The organism is Mycobacterium sp. MOTT36Y (genome assembly GCF_000262165.1).
Classification (GTDB): domain Bacteria; phylum Actinomycetota; class Actinomycetes; order Mycobacteriales; family Mycobacteriaceae; genus Mycobacterium; species Mycobacterium intracellulare.
Genome location: NC_017904.1, coordinates 3017953 through 3036035, shown reverse-complemented (window position 1 = coordinate 3036035; position 18083 = coordinate 3017953). Strand labels below are relative to the sequence as shown.

The following is an 18083-nucleotide window of genomic DNA, read 5'->3' as shown; positions in this document are numbered from 1 at the left end:
GCAGGGGCGAAAGCAGCGATACACGGTCACCGAGACAACACGGTTGCGCTCAGCCCACGCCGCGAGACTCATACCTCTGTTCCTACAACACACCACCGACAACTACCGGCCACTGACACCGCAATCAGCTACTAGCCCCGTCACATAACCGGCGGAATCGCGCTACGCGCTTTGTGCGCCGGCGGGGTTTGCTTGGCGCCGCCCGTCGTTCTCCCCGGGGCGGTCACCGGGGAACGCTCGCAACGGTCGCAGTTCGTCGAAACATGCTGTGAATCAACCGCATAACGGAGCATGTCCCCGTCGGAGCGCCGGGGAATCGTGTTCCTGCGATTTGGACGACGAGCGGGCCCGCGCGGCCATGGCGCTCCGAGACCGGTTCATGAGGAATCGCTGTTGCGCCGCAAGGCAATTCGACTAGTGAGCCGCCGGATCGCGTAGGCGGCGACGCCGACGCCCAGCACCGCCACCCCGGACAGCACCGACCACCGCGGCATCGCGAAAGCCAGCACCACGCATCCGAGCAATCCGACCACCGGGACGACCCGGGGCGGTCGGCCCTCGTCGCGCCCGAGGGTGAACGCCGAGGCATTGGCGACGGCGTAGTAGATCAGCACGGCGAACGAGGAAAACCCGATGGCGTCGCGCAGGTCGGTGGTGGCGGCCAGGACCGCGACCACGACGCCGATCAGCAGTTCGGCGCGGTGGGGCACCCGGGTTCGCGGGTGCACGGCGGCCAGCGGGTGGGGCAGATGGCGGTCGCGCGCCATGGCCAAGGTGGTGCGCGAGACGCCGAGAATCAATGCCAGCAGCGAGCCCACCGCCGCGACCGCCGCGGCCGCCTGAACCAGGGGAACCAGCGGGCCCGCGCCCGCCGCGCCGGCCGTTTCGGCCAGCGGCGCGGCGCTCCGGGCCAGCCGGGTCGGCCCCAGCACGGACAGGGCCGCGATCGCCACCAGGGCATAGACGGCCAGGGCGATGGTCAGTGCCAGCGGTATCGCCCGCGGAATGGTGCGGGCCGGGTCGCGCACCTCCTCGCCCAGGGTCGCGATGCGCGCGTATCCGGCGAAGGCGAAAAACAACAGTCCGGCGGCCTGCACCACACCGCCGGCGGTCGCGCCCTGCAGGCGGAACGGATCGAAGCCGGGCCGTCCCGATCCGAGCGCGGCGACGATCACCGCGGCCAGCACGGCCAGCACCAGCGCGACGATGATGCGGGTCAGCCAGGCCGACTTCTGCACTCCCGCATAGTTCACCGCGGTCAGCGCGACCACCACCGCCACGGCCACCGCGTGTGCCTGCGCGGGCCAGACGTAGGCGCCGACGGTCAGGGCCATCGCCGCGCACGAGGCGGTCTTGCCGACGACGAAGCCCCACCCCGCCAGGTAGCCCCAGAACTCGCCCAGCCGCTGTTGGCCGTAGACGTAGGTGCCGCCCGAGGCGGGATAGCGCGCGGCCAGCCGCGCGGAGGACGTGGCGTTGCAGTAGGCCACCACCGCCGCGAGCGCCAGGCCCAGCAGCAGTCCCGAACCGGCGGCGCGGGCCGCCGGGCCCAGCGCGGCGAAAATCCCCGCGCCGATCATCGAACCCAGCCCGATCACCACCGCGTCGAAGACTCCCAGGCTTCGGCGAAGCTCGCCCCCGCCGGATGGCGCGCTCATCCGAGTGGGTTGTTCTGGCGCACTCCGCGATACATGCCCCAGCGCACGAACCACGGCATCACCACGCGTTCGACCGACCAGGACGGGAAGCGGAAGGCGTGCCCGGTGGGCAGGAAGACCTCCAGGCCGTTGGGCTGGATGCCGACCAACGAGCCCCAGCGCCGCGTCGGCGCGCGATAGGTGCGCAGCGGGCGGCCCGCGAACTGGGCGAGGACGTTTCGCGCCACCAGGGCGTCGCCGCGATTGCGGGCGGAGCTGCGCAGGGGGTCGGTGGCGGCGACGTCGCCGAGCGCGAAGACGCCCCGCTGACCGGGCACCCGCAGGTCCGGCGTGACGCACACAAACCCGCGCTCGTCGAGCAATTCCGGTGGCAGCCAACCGGTGTTGGGCCGCACCCGCCCGACCGCCCAGAGCACGGCGTCGGCGTCCGCCGGGGGTTGTCCGGTGCTCCAGCGCACCGGTTCGTCGGTGAGTTCGTCGCCGGCGAAGCCTTCGCCGATCACCGCGCGGTGGCCGGGGTGCACGCCGACGCCCAGCTCGCTCAGCCGGGCGCGGATCCGCTGCCAAGTCCGCGGGTGATACTCCTGAAGGGCGGACTCGCGGGGGAAGTACAGGTCGATTCGCTTGTCCGGCCAGGTGGTCGCCATGTTGAGGGCGCTGCTGACGGCCGCCGCGCCGCCGCCCACCACGATCACCGACTCGGCGGCGGCCAGCCGGTCGTGCGCGGCGCGCAGCCCCGCGCCGATCTCGGCGGCGGACTGCAACGTCGGCTGGCGCCAGAACCCGTTGCTGACCCCGGTCGAGATGACCAGCGCGTCGTAGGGTTCGGCGATCGTCGCGCCGTCTTGGCCCCGGCCGAAGACGATGCGGGCGCGCAGGTCCACCCCGGTCAGCGTCGCCTGCACCGTGCGGACGCGATCCAGGCGGCGAAACCGGTCGAACGGGATCCAGTAATCGCGGGCCCAATCGTGCGGGCGGGACAGCCGGACGCCGAGTTCCTGGCCGCTGACCAGCGCGGGTTTGGTCGAGATCCCGACGACGTCGGCGTGCCGCGACAGCCGGATCGCCGCGAGGACGCCCGCGTCCCCGAGTCCCGCGACGACGACGCGCTTTCGGTTCATGGCGCTATCCTGCCCTGCGTGCGGTGTGGACGAACGCCGACGAGCCGATAGCGGGGGAGGCCACATCAGTTGGACGCTCTTCTGCGCGCCCTCGTGCGGGCCTCGGCGCCTCGTCCCGCCGCGGCACAGCGCGCCGCCAAGGACTTCGAGAAGGGTTTGTTCCCGGCGGTTGTCGCCGAGATCCGGTGGGCGTTCACGCCGCCGCGCACCTGGCTGATGGGGGTGGTGGCCAACGTGATCGTCGCCGCCGCCTGGCTGCTGGTGCAGCCGCTGACCCCGGTGGGACGTCACCACGATTGGGTGATCCTGGTGGGCACCTACTTCTCGTCGTGGGTCCTCGCCGACGTGACCACCACCAACTTCCTGGGCGCGGATCATTACCGCATCGTTCGGGGCCTGTCCGCGGGGGTGCCGTTCGGGCGAATCCTGTTGATCAAGAACCTCGCCCTGCTCGCGATCGTCGGGTTGCCCACCCTGGCCGCCGCGACGGTGTTGACGCTGTGGCTCGAAACGCCTGCGCGCCTGGGCATTACGATCCCCACCGTGGCGGTTCCCATCGTGTCGTGGCTGGGCGTGGGAAACCTCATCTCGGTGCTGCACCCGGTCAGCGTCGAGCCGCTGGTCCGGCGCTGGCGCCAGCGCGGCGATCTGCGCCGCACGCGCAGCTGGCTGCTGGCGCTCGCGCTGCCGTACGCGCTGTACTACGTGGCCGACCCGATGAACGGTGTGGAGCACCGGGTGCTGTGGCAGCAGGTGCCCGCCCTGATCTGGCCGGTGTTCGGGCGCGACACCAAGAGCCTTGTCCACGTTGCCATCGCGGTCACCGTGTGGGTCGCGTGCAGCGTCGCCGCGCTCGGATGGGTGCGCCGGCGCGGGCTGCAGGTCAGGTGAGCTGCGGCTTGATCTCTTCGATGACCCACTGCGCGTAGTCGAGGTATTCGTCGACGCCGCCGACGGCCGGAACGGGGACCGCGGTCATCGTCACGCCCTGCTCGGCGAGCCAGCCCAACCGGTCGACGATCTGCGCCGCGCTCATGCCCGGCCGATCGCTTGCGTCGCGGCGCGCGACGTGTCCTTCGCCGACCCGGTTGGTGCCCAGCCCGTGCATCACCTCGAAAGGCCGCCCGTCATAGGAGGGTTGGGACTTGATGTAGTCCAGCTTTTCGGCGATCTGCTCGGGCTTGGTTAGGAACGGCCACCAGCCCGAACCAAAGGTGGCGGCCCTGCGCAACGCGGCGTCGGCGTCGCCGCCGATCCAGATCGGGAGATGAGGTTTTTGAACGGGTTTCGGCTCGAAGGCGATGTCGGCGAACGACACGTAGCGTCCTTCGAATGTCGGCGCGTCACTGGTCCACAGTTCGACGATGGCCGCCAGGTACTCGTCGGCGATCCGCCCGCGTTCCGCGAACGGCACGCCCACGAGCTCGAACTCCCGTGCCAGCCATCCGACGCCGAACGTGACCATCATCCGGCCGCCGCTCATCCAGTCGGCGGTGGCAAGCGCTTTGGCCAGCACGATCGGATGCTGCAGCGGCAGGATGGTGATGCAGGAATTGACGGCGACCCGTTCGGTGGCGCCGGCGATGAAGGCCTGGGCCACCGTCGAATGCAGGTAGTGCGGCCCGGACAACTCGACGTGGTCGGTGGGGATGATGAGATGTTCGGGCACCGCGATCATGTCGTAGCCCCACTGGTCGGCGCAGCGCATCATGCGCCGCTGTTCGGGGCCCGTGACGGTCGCTTCCCAGGGTTGCGAAATCGCCTTGAGGCGCAGCATGTGCGGAACGGGGAAGGAGAATTTCACGGGCGTCCCAGCCAGCGGTCCATGTCCCCCAATCTAGGGTGCGTGTTGTTAACCTGGCCACGTGGACTCCGAAACGGACCCTGCCAGCAAAAAGCCGACGAACGCGGCATTGGCCGCGACCAGTCGCGCGTTGCTGTGCATGATGTCCTACGAGGAGGAGATCTCCGGCTACGACCTCAAGAAGTGGATCGACTGGAGCGTCGATCTGTACTACTGGAGCCCGTCCTACAGCCAGATCTATACGGAGCTGAAGAAGCTGGAGGGCTTGGGGCTGGTCACGTCGCGCGTCGAGCGGGACGAGGGCACCCGCACCCGCCGGCTCTACAAGATCACCGAAGCCGGCATGGCGGCCGCAATCGAGTGGGTCAACGACGCGCCGGTGGACCCGCCGGTGCTCAAACACAGTGTGCTGCTTCGGGTTACGTTCGGTCACCTCACCAATCCGGCCCGGCTCAAGGAACTGCTCCAAGAACACGTGGCGTTCGCCGACGCCCGCCACCGCAAGGCGGTGGAGGATGCCGACGGCGCCGAGGGCGAACCCGCATGGGCGTATTCGGTGATCGCGTTGCGCTGGGCGGCCAAGTATTACGCCGCCGAGCGTGAGTTCGCGCTCGAGCTCATGAAGGACATCGACGAGGCCGACGCCGTCCTGAAGAAGGCCGAGAAGGGCGGGTTCGGCAAGCCGCGCCCCACGCCGGGGTATTGGCGCGAAATCGAGAAGCAGGTCCAGGCGAAGCGCGACGCCGACTAGTCGTTCGGAGACCATTTCCGTCGGCAGTCACCGGTTTCGCCGGTACGGCCGGCCCTCCCGCCTCCCGCAAATGCTTTTCGGATAACGGAAACGTATATTGAAATCCCTTGTGTCACTGTGGTTTCAGGGGTCTCAAAGCGGGGATTCTTGTCGGTGGTGCCCGATAGTTTGGCGGTGTGAGTCCAAGTAGTCAGGCTGAGGTCGACGCGGTGTTCGCCGCGCTCGATGCCGATTTGGACCGTGCCTGCGCGTTGTCGTTGGAGGCGTTGAGCATTCAGCAGCAGCTGGCGGTGTTGGAGCGCTGCGAACGGTTGCGCCGGCGGCTGCCGGTGATCGAGCATCCGGTGATCAATTCGCTGTTCCGCCAGGCCCCTACCCAAGAACTCGGTGCCGCGCTGCCCCGGGCATTGTCTGACCGCCTGCTGATCCGCCACGCCGAAGCCTCCCGGCGCATCAAAGAAGCCCATGACCTGGGACCGCGCCACGGGCTGACCGGTGAACCGATCCCCCCTGTGCTGGCCGCGACCGCGGCCGCCCAACGCGACGGCAGGCTGGGGGCCGGTCAGGTGGCGGTGATCCGCAGCTTCTACCACCAACTGCCCGGATGGGTCGATGGTGCCACTCGCGAGCAGGCCGAGGCCCGCCTGGCCGAACTGGGCACCCAATTTCCTCCTGAGCACCTGCGCGAGTTGGCCCGCACGATGACCAACGCGCTCAACCCCGATGGCACCTTCACCGACGACGACCGCGCCCGCAAACGCGGGGTCACCCTGGGCAACCAACAAGCCGATGGCATGTCAGCGCTGACGGGACTGATCACCCCCGAGCTGCGCGCCACCCTCGAAGCCGTGGAAGCCAAACTCGGCGCGCCGGGCATGTGCAACCCACTCGACGAGACGTCGTGTGTGGACGGTGCGCCCAGCCAAGCCGCCATCGACGCGGACTCGCGCTCGGCCGCCCAACGCACCCACGACGCCCTGCTGGCCGCGCTGCGCGGGCTGTTGGCTTCCGGGGAGTTGGGTCAGCACAACGGGCTACCGGCCTCCATCATCGTCACCACCACACTGCAAGAGTTGGAGGCCGCCGCCGGGCGCGCCCTGACCGGCGGGGGCACCATCCTGCCCATGAGTGAGGTGATCCGCCTGGCCCGCCACGCGCATCACTACCTGGCCATCTTCGATAAGGGCAAAGCGCTGGCGTTGTATCACACCAAGCGGCTGGCCTCCCCAGGGCAACGAATCGTGTTGTACGCCAAGGACCGCGGCTGCACCGCCCCGGGCTGCACCGTCTCGGGCTACTACTGCGAGGTGCATCACGTCACCGACTACGCCACCTGCCACACCACCGACATCAACGACCTCACCTTCGCCTGCGGCCCACACCACCGCATGCTCCAACCCGGCGGCTGGCTGACCCGCAAGGACGCCAAGGGCGACACCGAATGGATACCACCACCACACTTCGACCGTGGACAACCCCGCACCAACACCTACCACCGCCCCGAAAAACTGCTCCGCGACGGCGACGAGGATGAAGAAGCCGACAATCCGGGGGCGGCATAACACTTCGCGATCGCCGCTAGGTCCGATGGCGCCGACCCGCTTCGCCCGGCTGCGCCGCGCTCGCGATCGCCGCTAGATCCGATGGCGCCGACCCGCTTCGCCCGGCTGCGCCGCGCTCGCGATCGCCGCGTCCTGGGCCGCGATGTAGCCGTACACCAGGCCCTGCGCGATCGTCGCGCCCGCACCCGGATACGTCGTGCCGAACGCGTTCGCGGCGGTGTTGCCGATCGCGTACAACCCGGCGATCACCCCGCCATCCTCACGCAGCACCCGCGCCCGCTCGTCGGTCCTGAGCCCACCGCAGGTGCCCAGATCGGACAGCACCACCTTCACGGCGTAGAAGGGGCCTTTGACCAACGGACGCAGATTCGGGTTCGGCTTGACCGTCGGGTCGCCGTAATAGCGGTCGTACGCGCTGCGGCCGCGGCCGAAGTCGGGATCCTCGCCTGCGGCGGCGTTCTGGTTGAACCGCGTCATCGTCTCGAAGAACGCCGACACCGGCACGCCGATTCGCGCGCCCAGATCGGTGAGATTATCGGCCCGGGCCGCGATGCCGGCGTCGTACCAGGCCTGCGGGACGCGCATGCGCGGGAACAGTTCGGCGCCAAAGACATAACTGTTGCGGTACTGCTGGTCGAAGATGATCCACATCGCCTCGACCGGGCTGCCGGATCGCTCCAGCTCGAGCACCCGCTGCCCGAACGACATGTAATCGGTCGCCTCGTTGGCGAACCGGCGCCCGTGCTGGTCCACGATGAGGCAGCCCGGAAGCGACCGCTCGGCCAACATCACCGCGGGCGCCTTGCCGGGCAACGGCGCGATGGCGGGGAACCACCACGCCTGATCCATCAGGTCGATGCCGGCGCCGAGTTCCTGGCCCGCCCGGATGCCGTCGCCGGTGTTGGCCGCGGCACCGAGGCTGAGATCGGCGCCCAACGACTCCGATTGAAACTTCCACCGCATGTCCATGTTGTGGTCGAAACCGCCGGTCGCCAGCACCACGCCGCGCCGTGCGGTGATCGTCACTTCGCGACCGCGGTGTTCGACGACGGCGCCCGTCACGCGTTCACCGTCGCGGACGAGGCGCACCAGCGCGGTGTCGGTCCACACGGGGATCCCGGCGCGCAGCACACCGGTGAACAGCCCGGCCGCCAGGCCCTGACCGCCCGCCGCGTAGCGGCGGCCCAGCATGCGGCCCGCCACGCCCTGCGCCAATCGCTTGCCGTACGTGGGAATGCCCTTGCGCGGCATCCGGGCGACCAGATTCATCCAGCGGTAGTCGGCGCCCGTCGTCGGCATCGGAACACTGACCTCCATCAGGCCGGGCTCCAGCCGGGTGCGGTACTCGCCGAGCAGCGAGGTGTCGAACGGGAGGCATTCGCAGGTGCGGCCGGCCGCGCTGCCGCCGGGCGCCTCGGGGTGGTAGTCGGAATAGTCGCGGGCCCAGAACAGCCGCAGCGGCGTCGTGCGGCGCAGCATGTCCACCGTCGCCGACACGTGCGCGAGGAACCCGGCCGATCGCTGCGCGGGCGCCGACCCGGCGACCACCGAGTCCAGGTAGGCGCCGGCGCTTTCGGCGGTGTCACCGGCGCCGGCCTCGGCCAGCACCGGGCTGGCCGGCAGCCACAGCGCGCCGCCGGACCGGGCGGTCGAGCCGCCCACGTACGACGATTTCTCCACGATCAACGCCGACAACCCGGCTTCGTGGGCGGCCAACGCCGCGGCCATGCCGGTGCCGGAGCCGACGACGAGCAGATCGACGGCGGTGTCGGCCACGGGAAGCCCGGCGGGGATCGTCGTGCTGCGCGTCGTCACGCCCGAAACGGTAGGCCGCGCCGGCGCGATACCGGAAGAGCCGTCCTGATGAGTGGAACAACGCGGCCCACACGCCGGCCGGGGAGAGTTGAATCGCGCCCATGACGTCGCAGACTGAGGCCGACGAGGTTCGGTTGATAGAAGCCCAGGCGGCGCCGACGCGGTTCGCCCGCGGCTGGCACTGCCTGGGACTGATCCGGGACTTCGCCGACGGCAAACCCCACGCGATCAACGCCTTCGGACAGAAGCTCGTCGTGTTCCGCAGCGGTGACGGCAACATCAACGTCCTCGACAGCTATTGCCGACACATGGGCGGCGACCTGTCCCAGGGCGAGGTGAAGGGCGACGAGATCGCCTGCCCGTTCCACGACTGGCGCTGGGGCGGCGACGGCCGCTGCAAGCAGGTGCCCTACAGCCGCCGCACCCCCAAACTGGCCCGCACACAAGCCTGGACGACGCTGCAGCAGGACGGCATGCTGTTCGTCTGGAACGACCCCGAGCGCAAACCGCCGCCACCGGACGTGACGATCCCGCGCATCGAAGGCGCGACCAGCGACCAGTGGACCGACTGGCATTGGTACACCACGGTCGTGGGAAGCAACTGCCGCGAAATCATCGACAACGTCGTGGATATGGCGCACTTCTTCTACATTCACGGCTCGTTGCCCACGTACTTCAAGAACATCTTCGAGGGGCATGTCGCCACGCAGTACATGAACGGCGGCAGCCGGCCGGACATGGGTGGCACCGGGTCGCAGATGCTCGGGACCACGTCGGTGGCGTCCTACTACGGCCCCTCGTTCATGATCGACGACCTGACGTATCACTACGAGCACGGCGACGCCAACACGATCCTCATCAATTGCCACTATCCGATCGACGCGAATTCCTTTGTGCTGCAATACGGCATCATCGTGAAAAAGTCGGAGGTGATGCCCGACGACCAGGCGATGGAGACCGCGATCACCCTCGGCGACTACGTCAAGCTCGGTTTCGAGCAGGACGTCGAGATCTGGCGGCACAAGGCGCGCATCGACAACCCGCTCCTGGTCGAGGAGGACGGGCCGGTCTATCAGCTGCGCCGCTGGTATCAGCAGTTCTACGTCGACGCCGCCGACGTGCAACCGGACATGGTGGACCGCTTCGAATTCGAGCTCGACACCACCCGGCCCTACGAGGCGTGGATGATAGAGGTCGAGGCCAACTTGGCGGCCAATGCCTGATGATGATGAAAGCGTCTGTGCGCGAGGATAATCGGCTCGACGAGATGCCGATGGCCCCGATCACGTGCCGCGAATGCGGTGCCCGGGTGCTGGCGCGCAAGAGCAGCTGGAACCAGACGAGTGTGCAGTGGAACGCCAATGCCGCCAAGCGCTGCATCGAGCGCGGCGAGGCCGAACGCCTGGCCGGCCATCACCGCGGGCCGTTCCTGGCGTGTAGCGCACTGCGGGACTCGATCCAGCGCGCCGTCGCGACAGGAGAATTGGCGATCGTCGACAGCCTAATCTGACGTAGTCTGACCACCGTGAGTGGTGAAGGACGGGTGGCGGTGGTGACCGGCGCCAGCCGCGGCGCCGGTCGCGGCATCGCGGCCGCACTGGCCAACCGCGGCTGGTGCGTCTATGCGACAAGCCGCAGCATCGGCGACGCTCCGCCCGGTGTCGTGGCCGTCCGTATCGATCATGGAGACGACGACGCCGTCAAGGGCTTGTTCGACCGCGTCCGACGCGAGAGCGGGCGGCTGGACCTCCTGGTCAACAACGCCGCGACGATCTCCGATGATCTGGTCGGCGCAAAACCCTTCTGGGAGAAGCCGCTCGGCCTGGCCGATGTGCTCGATGTGGGGTTGCGATCGTCGTACGTGGCGTCATGGTGCGCCGCGCCACTGCTGGTCGCGGCCGGGCGCGGCCTGATCGCCTTCACGTCGTCACCCGGGTCGGTTTGCTACATGCACGGCCCCGCCTACGGCGCGCAGAAGGCCGGGGTCGACAAGATGGTCGCGGACATGGCGGTGGATTTCCAGGGCACCGGGGTTGCCACTGTGTCGATCTGGATGGGCATCCTGCTGACCGAGAAGATGCGCGCCGCATTCAATTCGGATCCGGCCGGGCTCGCCGCGATGGCCGAGCATGCCGAAACCCCGGAGTTCACCGGGTATGTGCTCGATGCGCTGTTCGGTGATCCGCGACTGGCGGAGCTGAGCGGGCAGGCGCTGATCGGGGCGGAACTCGCGCAGGGCTACGGCATCACCGACGAGGGCGGCCGCCGCCCACCGTCGCACCGGGACATGCTCGGCTCGCCCCGGATGCCGAGCACCGTGGTGGTGCGCTAGCGATCGTCACGCACCGAAGACATCGAGTGCTCCGACGTACGCGCGGTTGGCCTTGACCCGCTCCGTCAAGCACCAGGATCCGTCGCGGCGGCGCCGCCACGTGTCGTGATAGTCGCCGATGGTGTAGAACCGGGTCGACGGGTCGGCCGTTGCGTTCAGGTGGACATCACGGATGTAGGCGCGGCTCACTGCGGTATCTCCGGTGACGTCGATGATGACGTTGCCCAAGAAGTGTTGGGTGGGACCGCATTTGTCGAGGAACTCGCGAATCACGTCGATGATCGCCGTCCTTCCCTGCCGCCGCCCCGTCCCCAGATCGCCCTCCGCGTCCTCGTCGAGGATCTCGGCCATCGCCGCCCAATCGCGCTCGTCCATGGCGCGGGCGAACAGGTTCAGCGCGCGTTGCACGTCACGCTCGTCGCACAGCTCCTGCAATCGATCAGTAACCATGTCAGGCGTGCGCGCCGCCGTCGACGCGAATCTCCGTTCCCGTGACGAACGCGCCGTCGTCTGAAGCGACCATGGCGATCACCGCGGCGACCGCGCTTGCGTCGCCGAGGATTTCGCTGTCCGCACCGTGCAGCAGCGGAGTTTGCTTGGCCCACAGACCCAGGTCATAGCCATCGGGCATCTTCTCGAGCGTGCTGTTGGCCAGCGCCGTTGAGATCCCGCCGGGCTGGATGTTCACCGCGCGCAGCCCCTGCTTGGAGTACTCCAGCGCCAGCGAATGGGTGAAACTCAAGATGCCGCCCTTGCTGGCGGCATACGCGGCCATGTAGGGGTGGGCGAACGACGCGGCGGTCGAGGTGAAGTTGACGACGACACCGCGGCCGGATTCGAGCAGCGCCGGCAGCGCCTGGCGCGTCATCAGGAAGGTGCCGGTCAGATTGACCGCCAGCGTCCGGTTCCAATCGGCCAGCGTGGTCTCGTGAGTGTGCGAACAGGTCTGCACGGCAGCGACATTGACGAGCACCTCGAGGCCGCCCAGGTCGGCCACCGCGGCATCGACGGCGGCAATGACCTCGTCCTCGACGGAGATATCGAGCACCGCGGTGGTCAGTCGCTTGGCGGTGCCGGCCTCGTCGGCGGCGGTCGCCGTGCGCGCCAACCCGTCCGCCGAGACGTCGTAGGCCACGACGGTGGCCCCCTCGTCGAGCAGGCGGGCCACGGTGGCCTGTCCGATGCCGGAGCCGGCACCGGTGACGATAACCCGCCGATCGGCGAAACGATCCATGTTGCAAGGCCTTTCGGTCACGTCAGTTGGAAGGCGCTGATCGGGGCTTCCTCCGGATAGGTGGCCGGGCCGCCCAGGTCATAGGCGGCGTTGAGCGCGCTGATGAACGCCGGGTCGTGCAGCGGTTCGGCCGGGATGTCGAGGTCGATGCCCTTGCCCTTGAGGTCGTCGACCATGATGTCGATGGCCTTGTCGACGGTCAGGTCGTCGGAGCCGTCCATGTTCTTTTTCAGCTCGTCGAAGTCGGAGAACACTTCGGCCGACCAGTGCACCAGAAACCGCAGCTCGTCGGTGTGGTGGCGGGCTATCACGTCCTCGCCGTTTTTCAGCAGCCAATGCTCGCGGCTCGTCGGGTCGCCGGCGAACACGGTGTCGAATGCCAGTCCAGGCGGAATCTGTTGATCCAGTGGGCCATTCGCCTCACCGCGGTGCACCATCATCTCGTTTTGCACCACCACGCCGCGGTTGTTGATCGGGGGCAGGATGCGTTGGGGCGCCTTGAGCGGTCCGTGCGGCCAGTAGGTGAAGCCGCTGCCGGCATCCAGTGAGAACCAGGTGATGACCTGCGCCATCTTGATCAGATAGTCGCGGAACAGGCCGGATTTGCCCATGACGCTGGTCAACCAGGTCGGGGCGTTTTCGTGCCGCACACCGCGGAAGCTCGGCGAATCCAAGTGGCCGGGGTCGCGATTGGCGCAGGGTCCGTTGATGTTGAACAGCATCAACTGGGGCTTGGCGTATTCGGCGTTCCAGTATTCCTTGGCCATCTGCAGGAAGCGCTCGTTATAGAAACAGTCGTGTAGTTGCGGGTAGAGCACGGCGCCGTAGTTGGCGAGGTAGCCGCGGAACGTCGGGGTCAAAAACAAATCCAGCGACGGACTGAACCCCTCGGGGAACATGCCGCTCATCGTCGCCATCAACTCGTCGGCGGACGCGAAGTGCTGCGCGATGATCAGCTTCCACGGCCCTTCCGTGCGCACCACGTCGAGAAGGCGCTCGCGCTGGTCGTCGGTGTAGACGTTGTCGATCTCGCGGGGCGGCGCGGCCGGCCGCAACACGTCGGAAAGCTCCATCCGGCGCTCGTCGGTGAGCATCAGCGGTCTCCTTTGTCGGTTCAAGGTTGGTTGATTGTGCGCAGCATCACCGCGATGCGGTCGACGGCTGTCCGGTGATCGGGACGTCAAACCGAAGCGGATGGGCGAACTTGGCCCGCAGCAGCGCCCCGACCTCCGCGAGGGCCAGCCGGCCCCGCGCGGTGGCGTCGGAGCGCATCAGAAAGCCGTGGTACATCCCGGGATAGCGGGTGACCGTGGTCTGCACGTCGGCGTCGCGCAGCCGGGCCGCGTAGCGCTCACCCCAGTCGCGGATCGGGTCGCAACCCCCGGTGACCACGATCGCCGGCGGTAGGCCCGACAGGTCGGTCGCGTACGCCGGGACCAGATAGGGGTCCGTGGGCGCCCCGGCGTCGCCGTCGGCCAGCGCGTGCATGTACTCGATGTCGTCGCGGGCGAGCAGCGGTGCGTCGGGCATCGTCGCGATGGAGGGAACGGACATGTCGCGGTCCAAGCCCGGATACAGCAGCACCTGGGCGCAGATAGCCGGTCCGCGGCGGTCGCGCGCGGCCAGCGCGACCGCCGCCGCGAGCGAGCCACCGGCACTGTCGCCGATGACCGCGAGGCGCTCGGCGTCGACGCCGAGCTCGGCGGCGTTTCGATACACCCATTCAGTGGCGGCATAGGCGTCGTCGAACTGCGCGGGCGGCGGTGACTCCGGCGCCAGCCGATAGTCCACGGCCACGACGGCGGCCGCCGATGCCGCGGCGAGCTCACGCGCCAGTGGCTCGAACGAGCGGTTGGAGCCCATCACCAGTCCGCCGCCGTGAAAATAGACCAACACCGGGCCGTCGGAAGCCGTTATCGGACAATAAATCCGGACCGGCACGTCGCCGGCGGCACCGGGAACGAGCGCTTCGGTGATGCTGGCCATCTCGGGCATGTCCGGCGGCAGCGGTGCGGATTCGAGTCCCGCGCGCACCGCCGCCAAGCCCCGTTGCCGCATCGGTGCGACCTCACCGAATGAGGCGATCCGGGCGGCCGCGTCGGGGTCCAGTGCGTGCGAGGTCATGTCGGCGTCACCTCAGTGCGGTGCGGATTCGAACCGGGTCTCGGTTCGCAGCCGTGGGGGCTGTTGCGCGGCAAGCACATTGGCCCGCTCGGTCATCGCCGCGCCGACGCTCTCGGGATGGGTGTGCAGGTAGAAGTGCCCCTCGGCGCACTGCCGGAAGATCATCTCGGCGGCTTCCAGCGGATCCATGGACGCTGCCTTGATGCCGAGCATGGTCGAGCGGTGGGTTTCGGCGGCGGCGGCGTCGCCGGACGCGTCCACACCGCCCGCAGTCTCGAAGATGTTGGAGCGCACCGGCCCGGGCAGCACGGCCTGGACGTGAATGTGATCGTCGTGCCCGGTGGCCTGCACTTCGAGGTGCAGACATTCGGTCAGCGACAGCACCGCGTGCTTGCTCACGATGTAGGGCGCCTGCAACGGCATCGCCACCACCGCGCCCACCGATGCGATGTTCCACACCCATGCCTGCGCATCGGTGGCCATCATTTTCGGCAGAAAAGCCCGCACGCCGTAGAAAACGCCGCTGACGTTGATGTCCATGATGCGTTGCCAGTTGGCCACCGGTGTGTCCCACAGGTACCCGAACTGTTCGATGCCGGCGTTGTTCAGCAGCAGGCGCACCGGCCCGACGTCGCGGTAGGCACGGTCGGCGAGGTCCTGCACGTCATCGGGGTCTCGCACGTCGCAGACGACATCGTGTGCCACGCCGCCGGCCGCCGACAGCTTGTCGCGCAGCGCCGCCACGGCGCCCCCGTTCACGTCGGCCAGCACGACCGTCATGCCCAACCGGCTGGCATGCCGGGCCAGCCCGGCGCCGATACCGGACCCGGCGCCGGTGATGACCGCGACTCCGCCCCCGAAGGCTTCCCGAGCGTCCATGACTATGCGCCGGCGCCACTTTCGGCGTGCAGTTCCGAGAGCAGAACCGAGTTGGTGGCATCGAGGATCACGTCCATCTCGGTGAATTCCAGCCCGTTGGTGCCGCGCCGGACGCCGACGTTGACCACCCCGCTGGACACCGCGAACGGTACGAAGTTGGCGATCTGGTTGACGAAGATGTAGAAGCGGGCGCGGGTGACGTCCCCGTCTACACCGGTGCGGTGCACGTTGGTGGCGTGGTGGCGCAACGGGTACGGACTTTGCTTGCGATGCTCGGACAGCCATTCCATCACCGCGTCGCGGCTGTGGAGGTCCGGTGACATCAACTCTTCGAAAGGGCTTGCGCCCGAATCGCTTCGGGTCAGGTAGCGCACGTCCTCGGCGTAGCTGGCGGCCAGCTCGTCGTAATGGGCCTCGTCGTAGTGGTACCAGAAGGAGCCGATGAACTCCTGCAGTTCCGGCAGCGTGATGTCGTCGCTCATGGCGCCAGTCAACCCCGCGGTGGCCCGGGCGACACCGACGATGCCCGGTCAGTGGAACACGGCCTGGAATTCAGCCGGTGATCAGCTCCCACAGGGCTCCAGCGCTCGCGTGCATCGCCGCGTCGGTGACCCGCTCGTCCCAATACCGCACCGAGCCGAACTCCGAGCGCCACGCGAGCGCCGCGCGGGTGAACTCGTGCAACCGGTGCTCGCGGGTCGTGCCGATGGCACCGTGCACCTGGTGGGCGTTGCGCACCACCACTGAGGCGGCGTGCCCGGAGCACGAACGCGCTACGGCCACAAGGAATTCCAGATCAGGCGCCGACCATTGACCGATGACCCCGGCGTGCAGCGCGGCCTCGGTCGCCGCGCGGGCGAGCGCGGCCTCGGCGGCGATATCGGCGATCAGGTTCTGTACGGCCTGGAACTTGGCCAGGGGGCGACCGAACTGGACCCGCGCGGCCGCGTGGTCGACGCACAACCGCAGGATCCGATCCAGGGCGGCGCTGACTTGGATGGATCGCACCAGTGCGGCTTTCAGTCGCAGCTGGGTGAGCAGAGCCGCGGTGACCGGGACGCCCTGCACGCCCGCCGGCTCGACGGTCACCGTGTCGCGTGGCTCGCCGATCAGGTTGGCGCCCGGGGTGATCGTGAGCTGCTCGGCGGCGACGTCGGCGATCCGGTGTCCGCCCTCGGCGCGCCACACGACCACGATCCGGTCGGCGGAAGTGGCCCAGGGCACCGCCGTTGCGGTTCCCTGTTTGTCGAGCACGCACACGGTCCGAACCGCGTCGTCCGAGGGCATTTCGCTCGTTTCCAGGAGCCAGCACGCCAATAAATCGTGTTCGGCCAACGGGATTCGGACCCCGTGACGAGCCGCTCCGGCCAGGAGTTCGGCCGCTTCATACCAGCTTGCCCCGCTGCCGCCGCGCTCTTCCGGACCCGTCAAGCGCACCAGACCGAGCTCGTCGAGGTGCCGCCACAGGGCGGGGTCGCGCTCGACCGTCGCCGCGGGCGGGTGCTTGTCGCGGTAATCGGAGAACACCGCGTCCATCATCTCGACGAGGGCGCCGTCAACGGGGGGCCCGGCGCTCATCGGATGCCCAACCCGCGCGCGAGCACACCGCGCAACACCTCGTTGGTGCCGCCGCGCAGTGTGAAGCCGGGCCGCTGATCGACGGCCGCGCGCACCAGGTCCGAGAAGGCCGAGTCGGGGGCCTCCTGCAGATCGGCGAATTCCGCGATGTCGCCTTCGGTGGTGGTGCCCAGCAGCTTGACGACCGCGGCGGGCAGGTCCGCGGGTTCGTGCCGTTCCAGTGCGCCCGCCACCGCGGTGGACATCTGATGTAGGCCGGCGATGCGCGCCACCAGGCGCCCCAGATCGGGGTCGCGCGGGATGGCGTTTGACGCCATGCGGTCGGCGCAGGACTCCAACAACACGAACGTCGACAGGAACCGCTCGGGCCCGCTGCGTTCGAAGGCGAGCTCGGAGGTCACCTGTTGCCAGCCGTTGCCGATCTCACCGAAGACCATGGTGTCGGGGACGAAGGCCGATTCCAGGATCACCTCGTTGAAATGGTGGGCGCCGTTCATCGACACGATCGGCCGGATCTCGACGCCGGGGCCCCGCAGGTCGACGATGAACTGGCTCAGCCCGGCGTGCCGGTTCGCCGGGTCCACCGGTGCGGTGCGTGCGAGCGCGATGAACGCGTGCGCGAGGTGGGCGCCCGACGTCCACACTTTGGTGCCGGTGAGCGACCAGCCGCCGTCGACGCGGGCGGCGCGGGTGTGCACGCTGGCCAGATCGGAACCGGAGTCCGGCTCGCTCATCCCGATGCCGAAAAAGCATTCGCCGCGCACGATCCGGGGCAGGAACTCCGACTTCTGGTGCTCTGTACCGTATTTGAGTAGCGAGGGCACGATCTGGCGATCGGCGATCCAGTGCGCGGCCACGGGTGCGCCGGCGGCCAGGAGTTCCTCGGTGACGACGAACCGTTCCAGGAATGAGCGCCCGTGCCCGCCGTATTCGGTCGGCACGGTCATGCCCAGCCACCCGCGGGCCGCGAGGGCGGCGGTGAAAGTTTCGTCCCAGCCCGTCAGCCAGGCGTCGACCGACGGGGTGAACGCGCCCGCGGCCAGTTCGTCGGCGAGGAAATCGCGGACCTCGTTGCGCAACTCCTCGGTCGCCGCGGCGTCGACCGTGGCGGGCGGCACCAAACGGGGCGGAGGTGAGCTCATGTGGGCAACTGTAGTGACTCGGCCGGCAGCGACTCGACGGCACCGGCGCGGCCGCGTTCGCGGTGCCGAACACTGTTCGGGCA

The 18083-nt window shown here is 68.5% G+C and carries 18 protein-coding genes; 6 read left to right on the top strand and 12 right to left on the bottom strand.

Annotated elements, in window-relative coordinates; translation table 11 throughout:
* Positions 1-377 precede the first annotated feature (377 nt).
* Together W7S_RS13960 and W7S_RS13955 are read right to left on the bottom strand one after the other, a co-directional pair.
* Entirely contained in the window at positions 378-1658 is a 1281-nt protein-coding gene (locus W7S_RS13960; RefSeq protein WP_008257290.1) for an APC family permease, read from the bottom strand.
* Positions 1655-2779 (bottom strand): FAD-dependent oxidoreductase, encoded by a 1125-nt coding sequence (locus W7S_RS13955; RefSeq protein ID WP_008257288.1) that lies wholly within the window; start codon positions 2777-2779, stop codon positions 1655-1657. The genes W7S_RS13960 and W7S_RS13955 overlap by 4 nt, the downstream gene beginning before the upstream one ends.
* A gap of 93 nt (positions 2780-2872) precedes the next feature.
* Between W7S_RS13955 and W7S_RS13950 the strand changes: the two genes are divergently transcribed.
* Entirely contained in the window at positions 2873-3670 is a 798-nt protein-coding gene (locus tag W7S_RS13950; protein WP_008257285.1) for a hypothetical protein, read from the top strand.
* On the opposite strand, the gene W7S_RS13945 is transcribed toward W7S_RS13950, so the two are convergent.
* A complete protein-coding gene (locus W7S_RS13945; protein WP_008257284.1) occupies positions 3663-4583 on the bottom strand; it encodes a TIGR03619 family F420-dependent LLM class oxidoreductase in 921 nt (306 codons plus the stop codon). The two genes, W7S_RS13950 and W7S_RS13945, sit on opposite strands and share 8 nt — an antisense overlap.
* 61 nt (positions 4584-4644) lie before the next feature.
* Between W7S_RS13945 and W7S_RS13940 the strand changes: the two genes are divergently transcribed.
* A complete protein-coding gene (locus W7S_RS13940; protein WP_008257282.1) occupies positions 4645-5334 on the top strand; it encodes a PadR family transcriptional regulator in 690 nt (229 codons plus the stop codon).
* A gap of 176 nt (positions 5335-5510) precedes the next feature.
* Positions 5511-6896 (top strand): HNH endonuclease signature motif containing protein, encoded by a 1386-nt coding sequence (locus tag W7S_RS13935; protein ID WP_036428927.1) that lies wholly within the window; start codon positions 5511-5513, stop codon positions 6894-6896.
* A 72-nt stretch (positions 6897-6968) separates the two neighbouring features.
* Here the strand turns inward: W7S_RS13935 and W7S_RS13930 are convergent, their stop codons facing one another.
* Positions 6969-8711 (bottom strand): 3-ketosteroid-delta-1-dehydrogenase, encoded by a 1743-nt coding sequence (locus tag W7S_RS13930; protein ID WP_081490107.1) that lies wholly within the window; start codon positions 8709-8711, stop codon positions 6969-6971.
* 101 nt (positions 8712-8812) lie between these two features.
* Here W7S_RS13930 and W7S_RS13925 point away from each other — a divergent pair, with 101 nt between their 5' ends.
* Genes W7S_RS13925 through W7S_RS13915 form a run of 3 tightly spaced genes read left to right on the top strand, consistent with a single transcriptional unit; the run spans position 8813 to position 11043 of the window.
* Entirely contained in the window at positions 8813-9934 is a 1122-nt protein-coding gene (locus W7S_RS13925; RefSeq protein ID WP_014711776.1) for a Rieske 2Fe-2S domain-containing protein, read from the top strand.
* A gap of 2 nt (positions 9935-9936) precedes the next feature.
* Positions 9937-10221: a ferredoxin gene (locus W7S_RS13920; protein ID WP_085976501.1), complete on the top strand. Its 285-nt coding sequence runs from the start codon at positions 9937-9939 to the stop codon at positions 10219-10221.
* A 33-nt stretch (positions 10222-10254) separates the two neighbouring features.
* Entirely contained in the window at positions 10255-11043 is a 789-nt protein-coding gene (locus W7S_RS13915; protein WP_014711774.1) for an SDR family NAD(P)-dependent oxidoreductase, read from the top strand.
* 6 nt (positions 11044-11049) lie between these two features.
* On the opposite strand, the gene W7S_RS13910 is transcribed toward W7S_RS13915, so the two are convergent.
* The 8 genes from W7S_RS13910 to W7S_RS13875 form a co-directional block, all read right to left on the bottom strand.
* A complete protein-coding gene (locus W7S_RS13910; protein ID WP_014711773.1) occupies positions 11050-11478 on the bottom strand; it encodes a nuclear transport factor 2 family protein in 429 nt (142 codons plus the stop codon).
* A gap of 16 nt (positions 11479-11494) precedes the next feature.
* Entirely contained in the window at positions 11495-12277 is a 783-nt protein-coding gene (locus tag W7S_RS13905) for an SDR family NAD(P)-dependent oxidoreductase (RefSeq protein WP_014711772.1), read from the bottom strand.
* A 17-nt stretch (positions 12278-12294) separates the two neighbouring features.
* Positions 12295-13371 (bottom strand): hypothetical protein, encoded by a 1077-nt coding sequence (locus W7S_RS13900; protein ID WP_014711771.1) that lies wholly within the window; start codon positions 13369-13371, stop codon positions 12295-12297.
* Positions 13372-13417: 46 nt separating this feature from the next.
* Complete coding sequence (locus W7S_RS13895; RefSeq protein WP_014711770.1) at positions 13418-14401, bottom strand: alpha/beta hydrolase; 984 nt, start codon at positions 14399-14401, stop codon at positions 13418-13420.
* Between the two features lie 12 nt (positions 14402-14413).
* Entirely contained in the window at positions 14414-15280 is an 867-nt protein-coding gene (locus W7S_RS13890) for an SDR family oxidoreductase (RefSeq protein ID WP_008257262.1), read from the bottom strand.
* Positions 15281-15282: 2 nt separating this feature from the next.
* Complete coding sequence (locus tag W7S_RS13885) at positions 15283-15762, bottom strand: nuclear transport factor 2 family protein (RefSeq protein ID WP_008257259.1); 480 nt, start codon at positions 15760-15762, stop codon at positions 15283-15285.
* A gap of 70 nt (positions 15763-15832) precedes the next feature.
* Entirely contained in the window at positions 15833-16858 is a 1026-nt protein-coding gene (locus W7S_RS13880) for an acyl-CoA dehydrogenase family protein (RefSeq protein ID WP_014711769.1), read from the bottom strand.
* Positions 16855-18000, bottom strand: coding sequence for an acyl-CoA dehydrogenase family protein (locus tag W7S_RS13875; RefSeq protein ID WP_036428924.1), 1146 nt, complete (start codon positions 17998-18000; stop codon positions 16855-16857). Before W7S_RS13875 ends, W7S_RS13880 begins: the two co-directional genes overlap by 4 nt.
* Positions 18001-18083 lie beyond the last annotated feature (83 nt).

Bases quoted from the DNA above. Each gene is read 5' to 3' on its own strand.
- W7S_RS13890 (WP_008257262.1), bottom strand. From the start codon at position 15,280: ATGGACGCTCGGGAAGCCTTCGGGGGCGGAGTCGCGGTCATCACCGGC.
- W7S_RS13895 (WP_014711770.1), bottom strand. From the start codon at position 14,401: ATGACCTCGCACGCACTGGACCCCGACGCGGCCGCCCGGATCGCCTCA.
- W7S_RS13875 (WP_036428924.1), bottom strand. From the start codon at position 18,000: ATGAGCTCACCTCCGCCCCGTTTGGTGCCGCCCGCCACGGTCGACGCC.
- W7S_RS13885 (WP_008257259.1), bottom strand. From the start codon at position 15,762: ATGAGCGACGACATCACGCTGCCGGAACTGCAGGAGTTCATCGGCTCC.
- W7S_RS13955 (WP_008257288.1), bottom strand. From the start codon at position 2,779: ATGAACCGAAAGCGCGTCGTCGTCGCGGGACTCGGGGACGCGGGCGTC.
- W7S_RS13925 (WP_014711776.1), top strand. From the start codon at position 8,813: ATGACGTCGCAGACTGAGGCCGACGAGGTTCGGTTGATAGAAGCCCAG.
- W7S_RS13960 (WP_008257290.1), bottom strand. From the start codon at position 1,658: ATGAGCGCGCCATCCGGCGGGGGCGAGCTTCGCCGAAGCCTGGGAGTC.
- W7S_RS13880 (WP_014711769.1), bottom strand. From the start codon at position 16,858: ATGAGCGCCGGGCCCCCCGTTGACGGCGCCCTCGTCGAGATGATGGAC.
- W7S_RS13905 (WP_014711772.1), bottom strand. From the start codon at position 12,277: ATGGATCGTTTCGCCGATCGGCGGGTTATCGTCACCGGTGCCGGCTCC.
- W7S_RS13920 (WP_085976501.1), top strand. From the start codon at position 9,937: ATGATGAAAGCGTCTGTGCGCGAGGATAATCGGCTCGACGAGATGCCG.
- W7S_RS13900 (WP_014711771.1), bottom strand. From the start codon at position 13,371: ATGCTCACCGACGAGCGCCGGATGGAGCTTTCCGACGTGTTGCGGCCG.